The organism is Nostocoides australiense Ben110, assembly GCF_001050535.1.
Taxonomy (GTDB): domain Bacteria; phylum Actinomycetota; class Actinomycetes; order Actinomycetales; family Dermatophilaceae; genus Nostocoides_A; species Nostocoides_A australiense.
On sequence record NZ_HG764815.1, the window covers coordinates 1,356,127 to 1,366,277 of the forward strand.

At 69.1% G+C, this 10,151-nt stretch carries 14 protein-coding genes; all 14 read left to right on the top strand.

Going from position 1 to position 10,151, the window contains the following annotated elements:
• Positions 1 to 430 (top strand): imidazole glycerol phosphate synthase subunit HisH (gene hisH, locus BN11_RS06525; RefSeq protein ID WP_048695999.1); only part of this gene is annotated, 430 nt, incomplete at its 5' end.
• A gap of 25 nt (positions 431 to 455) precedes the next feature.
• Positions 456 to 1,193, top strand: coding sequence for a bifunctional 1-(5-phosphoribosyl)-5-((5-phosphoribosylamino)methylideneamino)imidazole-4-carboxamide isomerase/phosphoribosylanthranilate isomerase PriA (gene priA, locus BN11_RS06530; RefSeq protein WP_048696002.1), 738 nt, complete (start codon positions 456 to 458; stop codon positions 1,191 to 1,193).
• A 22-nt stretch (positions 1,194 to 1,215) separates the two neighbouring features.
• Positions 1,216 to 1,980: an SseB family protein gene (locus BN11_RS06535; RefSeq protein WP_048696004.1), complete on the top strand. Its 765-nt coding sequence runs from the start codon at positions 1,216 to 1,218 to the stop codon at positions 1,978 to 1,980.
• 375 nt (positions 1,981 to 2,355) lie between these two features.
• Positions 2,356 to 2,958 (top strand): translation initiation factor IF-3, encoded by a 603-nt coding sequence (gene infC / locus BN11_RS06540; protein WP_048696009.1) that lies wholly within the window; start codon positions 2,356 to 2,358, stop codon positions 2,956 to 2,958.
• 80 nt (positions 2,959 to 3,038) lie between these two features.
• Positions 3,039 to 3,233, top strand: coding sequence for a 50S ribosomal protein L35 (gene rpmI, locus BN11_RS06545; RefSeq protein WP_048696010.1), 195 nt, complete (start codon positions 3,039 to 3,041; stop codon positions 3,231 to 3,233).
• Positions 3,234 to 3,284: 51 nt separating this feature from the next.
• Entirely contained in the window at positions 3,285 to 3,668 is a 384-nt protein-coding gene (gene rplT, locus BN11_RS06550) for a 50S ribosomal protein L20 (protein ID WP_048696012.1), read from the top strand.
• A 65-nt stretch (positions 3,669 to 3,733) separates the two neighbouring features.
• The gene (locus BN11_RS06555) at positions 3,734 to 4,504 is read left to right on the top strand and encodes a TrmH family RNA methyltransferase (RefSeq protein ID WP_048696014.1); all 771 of its coding nucleotides are present in this window, start codon (positions 3,734 to 3,736) and stop codon (positions 4,502 to 4,504) included.
• A 52-nt stretch (positions 4,505 to 4,556) separates the two neighbouring features.
• Entirely contained in the window at positions 4,557 to 4,955 is a 399-nt protein-coding gene (locus BN11_RS06560) for a hypothetical protein (protein WP_048696016.1), read from the top strand.
• Positions 4,952 to 5,317, top strand: a complete 366-nt coding sequence (locus BN11_RS06565; protein ID WP_048696018.1) for a GntR family transcriptional regulator — start codon at positions 4,952 to 4,954, stop codon at positions 5,315 to 5,317. The genes BN11_RS06560 and BN11_RS06565 overlap by 4 nt, the downstream gene beginning before the upstream one ends.
• A gap of 67 nt (positions 5,318 to 5,384) precedes the next feature.
• Positions 5,385 to 6,785, top strand: a complete 1,401-nt coding sequence (locus BN11_RS06570; protein WP_048696020.1) for an FAD-binding oxidoreductase — start codon at positions 5,385 to 5,387, stop codon at positions 6,783 to 6,785.
• Positions 6,782 to 8,059 carry an SAM-dependent methyltransferase gene (locus tag BN11_RS06575; protein ID WP_048696022.1) on the top strand — a complete coding sequence of 426 codons (1,278 nt, stop codon included), beginning with the start codon at positions 6,782 to 6,784 and terminating at the stop codon, positions 8,057 to 8,059. The genes BN11_RS06570 and BN11_RS06575 overlap by 4 nt, the downstream gene beginning before the upstream one ends.
• 58 nt (positions 8,060 to 8,117) lie before the next feature.
• A complete protein-coding gene (locus BN11_RS06580; RefSeq protein WP_235435388.1) occupies positions 8,118 to 8,669 on the top strand; it encodes an RNA polymerase sigma factor in 552 nt (183 codons plus the stop codon).
• Positions 8,662 to 9,477 carry a hypothetical protein gene (locus BN11_RS06585; protein ID WP_157044013.1) on the top strand — a complete coding sequence of 272 codons (816 nt, stop codon included), beginning with the start codon at positions 8,662 to 8,664 and terminating at the stop codon, positions 9,475 to 9,477. Before BN11_RS06580 ends, BN11_RS06585 begins: the two co-directional genes overlap by 8 nt.
• A gap of 90 nt (positions 9,478 to 9,567) precedes the next feature.
• Positions 9,568 to 10,151 (top strand): hypothetical protein (locus BN11_RS23495; protein ID WP_048696026.1); only part of this gene is annotated, 584 nt, incomplete at its 3' end.

Below are 10,151 nucleotides of genomic sequence, written 5' to 3' on the forward strand. Positions count from 1 at the left end.
GCTGTCCGGCGGGCGGCCGGTGCTCGGTGTGTGTGTCGGGATGCAGGTGCTCTTCGACGGCTCGAGCGAACCGTCGGCCGCGCCGGTCGAGGGCATCGGCGAGTGGCCCGGGCTGGTCCAGCGACTGCCGGCGCCCGTGGTCCCGCACATGGGCTGGAACACCGTGTCGGCGCCGGCCGGCTCCCTGCTCTTCGACGGCGTCGCGGATCAGTCGTTCTACTTCGTGCACTCGTATGCCGCGCTGACGTGGGACCTGCCCGTCGCCGACGGTCATCTAGCCGCCGCGACCCCCCTGGTGACGTGGTGCGACTACGGCGCCCCCTTCGTCGCCGCCGTCGAGAACGGCCCCTTGTTCGCCACCCAGTTCCACCCCGAGAAGTCCGGCGATGCCGGCCTGCACCTGCTGGAGAACTGGGTGCGTGCCCTATGACCGCCCCTGTGTGGAAGTGAGAGCCATGACCGACCTGCCCCGCCTGGAACTGCTGCCCGCCGTCGACGTGCGCGACGGGCGGGCCGTGCAATTGCAGCAGGGGGTCGCCGGGAGCGGGTGGGAGTTCGGCGACCCGGTCGAGGCGGCGCTCGCGTGGCAGGAGCAGGGCGCCGAGTGGATCCACCTCGTCGACCTGGACGCCGCGTTCGGGACCGGGTCCAACGCGGACCTGCTGGCCGAGATCGTCGGGCGGCTGGACATCAAGGTCGAGATGAGCGGCGGCATCCGCGACGAGGAGACGCTCGCCCGGGCGCTGGCGACCGGGTGCCGGCGCGTCAACGTCGGCACGGCCGCGCTGGAGCACCCGGAGTGGACCCGGCAGGCCATCGCATCGTATGGCGATCAGGTCGCCATCGGGCTCGACGTGCGCGGGGAGACACTCGCGGCCCGCGGCTGGACGCGCGACGGCGGAAACCTGTGGGAGACCCTGGCACGGCTCGACGCCGAGGGCTGCTCGCGGTATGTCGTCACGGACGTCAACAAGGACGGCATGCTCGCCGGGCCCAATCTCGATTTGCTCAAAGCCGTTGGTCAGCACACGAAGGCGCCGCTCGTCGCCTCCGGTGGCGTGTCGACGCTCGCCGACATCGCCGCGATCCGTCAGCTGGTCGCCTCCGGGGTCGAAGGGGCGATCATCGGGTCCGCGCTCTACAAGGGCGCCTTCACCCTGCCCGAAGCGCTCGACGTCGCCGGCCGCCCCTGACTCCTGCGTCGGACGACTGCCCGTGAGCAATCCACGAGATCATGCCCACCACCCGCACCGGGTGGCGCCGGGCGACGCCACCGACACCGCCGGCGTCCCGTGGGCACGGCGCGACCTGACGCCCTCCGGTTTCGAGGCCGACATGGGGGACAGTGACCCGGCGCTCGTGGCCGCTCTCGCAGGTGCGGACGAGGAGGCGATGATGGCCGCCGTCGCGGCCGGCCGCTTCCTCGTGGCCGTCGTGGCCCACGCCGAGGAGACCGTCACGGGGGCGGACGGGCTCGTCCGCGACGCCGCGGTCGACATGGCCCTGATCACCTTGGTCGGGCCGGACGGTCGGCGCGCCCTGCCGGCCTTCACCGGGCTCGCCGAACTCGCCGCCTGGGACCCGTCCGCCCGCCCCGTCCCGGTGACGGCCGACCGTCTCGGCCAGGCCGCCGTCGCCGAGAGCTGCGATGTCATCGTCCTCAACCTCGGCGCGCCCGGCGAGCGGGAGCTGCGATCCAGTCAGGTCTGGGCGCTGGCGATGCGGCGGGGCTGGACCACACCGCATACCGATCCCTTCGTCGCCGCCGCCGTCGAGACCGGCCTCGCCGGTTCCCCCGACGTCCAGGCCCATGCCCTATATGCCGCGCAACCCCCCGGAACCCTTGGGGTCCAGTTGACGTTGAGGCCGGGTATGACGCAGGCGCAGGTCAACGGCCTGCTCACGAGCGTGGGGGAGCGGCTGGCCGCCGACGGCGAGTTCCGCGCCCGGATCGACGGTCTGGCCTTCCGGCTGGGCTGATCATGTGGTCGGAGTCGGCCGGCAAGGCTGCTAGCATTGACGCAACTGATTCGTCGTGCCCGGGCCCGCCCGAGCAGGGCGGATGCTCAAGAGAAGTCGGCGGCAGTCAACTTCCACCCGCGCTCTACCGCCTCAGGTAGCCGGGTCCAGGGTTCCCGGCTCGATCGGGACCGGCGCATTCCGTGACCGACACGGGCACGGATGCGACGGCATACCCGCCGCTGTTTCACCGGCTGCCGATCGACCTCTCGCGAGCCTCGCGGGAGGTCTTCGTCGTTTATGGCGCGGACCGAGCGCGAGCGACACCCCTGACAACCGAGCAAGGAGCACCACATCAGCGAGCCTCGCATCAACGACCGGATCCGCGTCCCCGAGGTGCGTCTGGTCGGCCCCAACGGCGAGCAGGTCGGGATCGTCCGCGTCGAGGACGCTCTGCGCCTGGCCGCCGAGGCCGATCTCGACCTCGTCGAAGTCGCACCGATGGCCAAGCCCCCCGTGGCCAAGCTCATGGACTACGGCAAGTACAAGTACGAAGCCGCCATGAAGGCCCGGGAGGCCCGCAAGAACCAAGTCAATACCGTCATCAAGGAGATCAAGCTCCGCCCGAAGATCGACGACCACGACTACGGCACCAAGAAGGGCCACGTGGAGCGATTCCTCAAGGCGGGGGACAAGGTCAAGGTCACGATCATGTTCCGTGGTCGTGAGCAGTCCCGTCCCGAGCTCGGTTTCCGCCTCCTGCAGCGGCTGGCCGCCGACATCGCCGACCTCGGCTTCGTCGAGTCCTCGCCCAAGCAGGACGGTCGCAACATGGTCATGGTGATCGGCCCGACCAAGAAGAAGTCCGAGGCCCGCGCCGAGCAGCGTCGCCGGCAGGCCGAGCACGACGTCCCGGAGGCCACCTCCGAGGCCGAGGCTCCGGCCAGCGCCCCAGCGGTCAGTGACACCGACGTCACCGACACCCCCGAGGCGTCCTGAGACCTGACGGGACACACCCGTCGACACGCACACCCCGGCGGCAGCCCGCTGCCGCTACCAGCAAAGGAGATCGGCTCACCATGCCGAAGAACAAGACCCACAGTGGGGCCAAGAAGCGCTTCCGCATCACGGGCAGCGGCAAGATCATGCGCCAGCGCGCCAACCACGTGCACAAGTTCCACGAGAAGAGCCCGCAGCACGCGCGGCGCCTCGCGAACGACGTGGAGATCGCGCCCGCCGACGTCAAGCAGGTCAAGCGTCTCCTCGGCCGCTGACGGCCGCTCAACCCCCATCGTCTGCATCAGAGAAGTAACAAGGAGAATCACGTGGCACGCGTGAAGCGGGCAGTCAATGCCCACAAGAAGCGCCGGGTCGTCCTCGAGCGCGCCAGCGGCTACCGCGGTCAGCGCGGCCGGCTCTACCGCAAGGCCAAGGAGCAGCTCAACCACTCCCTGACCTACAGCTACCGCGACCGGCGCGCCAAGAAGGGTGACTTCCGTCGCCTGTGGATCCAGCGGATCAACGCCGGCGCCCGCGCCAACGGCATGACCTACAACCGGTTCATCCAGGGCCTGCGCGCCGCGGAGATCGAGGTCGACCGCCGCATGCTCGCCGAACTCGCCGTCAACGACGAAGCTGCTTTCGCCGCGCTCGTCGAGATCGCCAAGGCCAATGTGCCGGCGACGGGCGACGAGAAGGCTTCTGCCTGAGCTTGTCTCGACACCACTCTGAGCGCCGGGCCGGCGCCCCGCTGACCAACCCCCGATCCGATCGGGTGCGTGCGGTCGCGGCACTGGCCCGGCGCTCTGTGCGTGCGGGCTCGGGTCGTTTCCTCGTGGAGGGGCCGCAAGGCGTGCGCGAGCTGGTGCGGTATGCCGCGCCGTCGGTCGTCGATCTCTACGTCACCGCCGCCGCGGCGCAGCGGTATGCCGCCCTGGTCGAGTCCGCTTCCGCCGCTGGGGTTTTCGTGCACTCAGTGAGCGACGAGGTGCTTGCGGCGATGGCCGATGCCGAGACACCGCAGGGGATGCTGGCGGTGGCGCAGCAGCCGGAGCCGACGCTGGCGGATGTCCTGGCGGCGTCGCCGCGGCTGCTCGTGTTCCTGCAGGAGGTGCGCGACCCTGGCAACCTCGGCACGGTGATCCGGGCCGCCGACGCCTCCGGCGCGGACGCCGTGCTGGTAACCGACAGCTCGGTGGATGTCTTCTCTCCCAAGGTCGTCCGCTCCACGGCCGGATCGCTCTTCCACCTGCCCGTCGTCACCGGACTCGACGCCGAGGCGACGCTGGCCGAGGTGGCGAGTCACGGCATACGCACCCTCGCCACCGAGGGCGAAGCGGCCCTGACCCTGCCGCACGTCGACCTGGCCGGCCGGCACTGCTGGGTGCTGGGCACCGAGGCGCAGGGACTGCCCGACCACCTGGCCGCCGCGTGTGCGGAGCGGGTGTCGATCCCGATCTACGGCAAGGCCGAATCCTTGAACCTGGCGATGGCGGCGACCATCTGTCTCTACGCCTCGGCCGCCGCCCAGCACGGGACCCAATGAGTCAATCTATTGACTCATTGATTCGTTGACTCACTGGCGAGAGCATGGCGATGTGCAGATCGACACCGTCGAATTCGTCGTGTATCTCCTCATCCTCGGCGTCCTGGCGGCGCTGATCCTCTCCGATTCGACGTCCGCGCGGGCCGCGCGCCTGGAGAGCTTCCGGCGCCGACAGGGCGTCCACCTCACCGAGGCCACCGCGCCTTTGGTGTCGAAAGCCCTCTCGCGCAGTCGGTTCTGGCGTCGGGTGGGGGTCCTCGTGACGCTGCTGAGCGGCGTGGCCGTGACTCTCCCGATCGGCACTTGGGTCCGTGGCGATCCGGCCACGTCGGCGGACTGGCTTGCCCTGCTCGCGGTCGGTGGGTGGGAGGCGGGCACCCAGCCGACGAGCCCGGGAAGCCAAGCGTCCACGGCGATGCAGCTCCCGCACCCGTCGCGAGCGCATTCGTGAATCTCGAGGTCGACCTTGCCAGCCCCACGCCACCATACGAACAGGTCCGCAGTCAGCTTGCCGGCATGATCGCCGCCGGGCAGCTTGCGGCGGGACACCGCCTCCCGGCCATTCGGCAGCTCGCGTCCGATCTGGGCCTGGCTCCGGGCACGATCGGCCGGGTCTACAAGGAGCTCGAGGCCGAGGGGCTCGTGGCGTCCCGGGTCCGCACGGGCACGGTAGTGCTCGCCGCCGCCGCGGTCCCGGCCGCGCGAAATCAGCAGCAACTCGCCGTGGCCGCCCGCGGCTACGCGTCCACCGCCCGCCATCTGGGTCTCGACCTCGACGTCGCCATCTCCCGCCTGCGCGCCGAGTGGATCTGAGACCGACTTCACTCGCGTGGTCAATCTGACTATTGTGCAGGCTTGGTGGAATAGGAAGAGCGAGCACATGACACACCACAACGCGGAGCCGATCGGATGGGACCGGCATGCTGCCGCCGTGGGTCGGGTGCGCGCACAGCTCGCGGCCCTGCCGTCCGGGGCGCCGGTCCGCCTCGCCAAGCGGACGTCCAATCTGTTCCGGCCGCGCGAGGACATGGGGGCTCAGGGGCTCGATGTCTCGTGTCTCGCCGGGGTCGTCGAGGTCGACCCGGCCTCCCGGGTGGCTCAGGTGCAGGGCATGTGCACCTACGAGACGCTGGTCGACGCGACGCTCGCGCACGGGCTGATGCCGTATGTCGTGCCCCAGCTGAAGACGATCACGCTCGGGGGAGCGGTCACGGGCCTGGGCATCGAGTCGAGTTCGTTCCGCAACGGCCTGCCGCACGAGTCCGTGCGCGAACTCGACATCCTCACCGGCAGCGGCGAGATCCTCACGGCCACGGACGACAACGCGCACCGCGACCTGTTCCGGGCCTTCCCCAACTCCTACGGCTCGTTGGGCTACAGCGTCCGCCTGATGATCGACCTGGAGCCGGTCCAGCCGCATGTCCGGCTCCGCCACGTCCGCTTCACCTCGGTGCCGTCGCTCGTCGACACTCTCGAAAAGATATTGGCGACAAGGGAATTCGAAGGTCACCATGTCGACTTCATCGACGGGGTGGTGTTCTCGGCCGACGAGTCCTACCTGGTGATCGCGCACTTCACCGACTCAACCCCGCCGTACACCTCCGACTACACCGGCCGGCGGATCTACTACCGTTCGATCCAGGGTTGGCACGAGGACTTCCTGACGATCCGCGACTACATCTGGCGCTGGGACACCGACTGGTTCTGGTGCTCCCGCGGACTGTTCGTGCAGAAACCGCTCGTGCGCCGCGTCATACCCAAGCGCTACCTGCGCAGCGACGTCTACGGCAAGGTCATCCGCTTCGAGAACAGACACGGGTGGTATGCCGCGCTGCAGCAGCGCCGGGGCGCGTTGCCTCAGGAGCGGGTCGTCCAGGACGTGGAGATCCCGATCGAGCGGACCGCCGAGTTCGTCGACTGGTTCTTGACCAATGTGCCGATCGAACCGATTTGGTTGTGCCCCATACGTCTCCGCGATACCAGCCACGGAGTGCGGCCGTGGCCCCACTATCCGCTCGAGGCCGGACGCGACTACGTCAACGTCGGGTTCTGGTCCGCGGTCCCCATCGTCCCCAGCGCCGCGGACGGTGACGTCAACAAGGCCATCGAGCACAAGGTCCACGCGCTCGACGGCCACAAGTCCCTTTATTCCGATGCCTACTACGACCAGGACGAGTTCTGGTCGCTCTATGGCGGCGAGGAGTATGCGCGCGTGAAAAAACTCTATGACCCCGACGGCCGACTGCCCGACCTCTATGCCAAGGCGGTGGGCCGGCGATGACCATGACCATCGGCGCGATCGTGGACGAGATTTTCGGCCACGACGCCGCCTTCGGGCTGAAGGCGTACGACGGATCCAGCGGCGGCAACCAGAGTGCCGGGATCCTCATTGACCTCAAGAACGAGCGCGGCCTGCGCTATCTCGTCAGCGCCCCCGGCGAACTCGGCCTCGTGCGGGCCTACGTCCAGGGTGACCTCGACATCGTCGGCCTCGACGAGGGCGACCCCTACGACCTGCTCGACAGCGTCAAGGACAAGCTGGCCCCCCGGATTCCCGAGCCCCGCAAGGTCAAGGACATCCTCACCTCGCTCGGACCCCGGATGTTCGTGCCGCCGGAGCTCCCCGATCTCGAGAATCCGCCCGGCTGGCGCCGGCTCGCCGAGGGCCTGCGGCACTCCAAGGCGCGGGACGCCCAGGCGATCAGCCACCACTACGACGTGTCGAATGCCTTCTACGAGAAGGTACTTGGGCCATCCATGGCCTATACGTGCGCGTGCTACCCCCGTGACGACGCGACGCTCGAGGAAGCCCAGGCTAACAAGTTCGACCTCGTGTGCCGCAAGCTCGACCTCAAACCCGGCATGCGGTTGCTCGACGTCGGATGCGGCTGGGGCGGCATGGTGCGCCACGCCGTCACCAACTACGGCGTCACCGCCCTCGGCGTGACGCTTTCGCGGGAGCAGGCGGCATACGGCCAAGCGTGGATCGAACGAGAGGGGCTGACCGGCCGCGCCGAGATCCGGCACGACGACTACCGCCATGTCACCGAGTCGGACTTCGACGCCATCTCCTCCATCGGCCTGACCGAGCACATCGGCATCAAGAACTACCCCGGCTACTTCGCCTTCCTGCACGAACGGCTCGTCGCCGGCGGTCGCCTGCTCAACCACTGCATCACCCGGCCGAACAATCACTTCAGCCCGATCGCAAAAGGCGGCTTCACCAACCGCTATGTCTTCCCCGATGGGGAACTCGCCCCGGTCGGCACGATCATCAACGATATCGCCGACCAGGGCTTCGAGGTCCGGCACGTCGAGGACCTGCGCGAGCACTACGCCCGCACCTGTCGCGCCTGGGCCAAGAATCTTTCGGCCAATTGGGACGCCTGCGTCGGCGACGCCGGGCAGGCCACCGCTCGCGTGTGGGGCCTCTATCTCGCGGGCAGCTCACTCGGGTTCAGGCGCAACGAGATTCAGCTGCACCAAGTGCTGGCGCAGAAGGTCGGGTCCGGCGGAGTTGCGCCGTATCCGCTGCGACCGGACTTCGGCAGCTGAGCCTGCCGGAACCTCCTGTCGTCCTGCGGTGTAATGCCCGCAGAGACACAGGAGGACGGTGAGCGAGGACCCATCCGCCGAAGCGGAGGCCATGGACCGCATCCGGGCTGGAGATGCCAGCGCGTATGCGGTGCTCGTCGCTGCCCACGCGGGCATAGCCACGCGCCTGGCCTGGCTCAATGGCGCCGGAGGGGAGGCCGAGGATGTCGTGCAGGAGGCGTTCGTCAAGGCGTATGCCGCGCTGCCCGGTTTCCGCGACGGCGCGGCCTTCCGGCCGTGGTTGCTGCGGATCGTCATCAACGAGACCCGCAACCGGCAGCGGGCACAGGAGCGCCGATTGCGTCGTGACGACGCGGCCGCGCGGCTCGACGCGCGCACGTCCTTCGTCCGCGACCCTGCCGAGACGGCCGAACTCCATGACCGTCACGGACGGTTGTATGCCGCGGTTTCCGCTCTGCCGCAGGTGTATCGGGAGGTCGTCACGTGCCGCTACCTGATGGAACTGTCCGAGGCCGAGACGGCCGCCGCGCTCGACGTCGCCGTCGGCACGGTGAAGTCACGTCTGCACCGGGCAATGAGCGTGCTGCGAGAGGAGTTGGCCGATGCGTGAGATGGACGACGCGGACCCGCTGGCCGAGGAACTGATCGACCTCGGTCGTGCTCTCCCGGCGCCGACCGTGAGCCCGGACCTGACGGCGCAGGTCCTGGCCCGGGTGACCGCCGACGAGGACGTCCACGTTGTCGGCGGAGCCCGTCCGGCGACGCCCGGCCGTCGGCGCTGGGGACGGGCGAAGATCGCTGCGAGCATTGGCGCTCTGGTGGGCGGGCTCCTGCTCGTGCCGCCGGTCCGGGCCACGGTGTTGGACTGGATCTCGCTCGGTGGCGTGCGCGTGCAGACGCCCACGACGTCGGCCACCGGGTCCCCCGGCACGAGCACGCCGCAGTCCGTGTCGCCCCGGGTGACGGCAACCAGTCCGGTCGACGAGGACGAGTCGCTGTCCGCGCTGAAGCAAGCGCGCACCCGAGTCGGCCTCGACTTCGCAGTGCCGGCGTCTTTGGGTGGCCCGACCTCCATCATGGTGCTCCATCAGGGCAAGGTCGTGGAAATGACCTGGGGGACAGGCGATTCTGCGCTGATCATGGACGTGCTCACAGGCTCACTCGACTATGGCTTCCTCAAGTCCGCCCGCGACGTCGAGTGGACCGACGTGCGCGGCAACAGCGCCCTATGGCTACCCGGCGACCACGACCTGCAATGGATCGATCGATCCGGTGCCACCCAGACGGCGCCACCGCGCACGGCCCGCCCGACCCTCGTGTGGGTCGTCCCGAAGGATGGCGCCGACATCACCTATCGACTCGAGGGCGCTGCGACCAAGCAAGCCGCCCTCGCTCTCGCCGCCGAGGTCGGCCCATGAATGAGCGGGCCGGAACCTCGACCGCGGCTGCGGTGTAACTCACCCAACCGGCCGCACGACGTGGCCGCGGACCCGGCGAGGAGGCCACGCATGATGCAGACACCGATGCCGCTGACACCGAACAGTCGCAGCCATTGCCCCCAGCGCCCCATCGGGCGCCTGTCGATCCTCGGGCTGCTCCTGGCCCTCCTGACCCTCGTCGGCATCGGCCCGGCCCACGCTGGCGGCCCGACGTCGGTGCTGGCGACCAACTACACCGACGGGCGGGCCGGTGCCGCCATCACCGGCACGGCGATCTACGACGAGCTCGTTCGCGAGATCGGCGTGACCGGGATCAGCGGCGGCCAGGCCCCCACGAGCCAGACGACGCAGCCGGCAGAGGTCAGTGACGTCCCGGCAATTCGCCTGACGTGGTTCATCCACGACAACCAGCCCTGGCGTATCGACGGCATCCACGAGGCCGGACAGGACATCTGGATCTCCACCCGAGAGTCCTTCGACGGAGGCGACCTCTACGAGGTGAAGCCCATGTGGCACAAGGCAGCCCACCCCAAGAAGCTCCGCTCGCTCCTCATCGGGATGGGGGTGATGGTCGGTGACGCGAACGAGTCGACGAGCGCCACGCCGGCTGCCGCCCCGCCGTCACCGGCGGCCGTCGCGCCTCCCGCTGATTC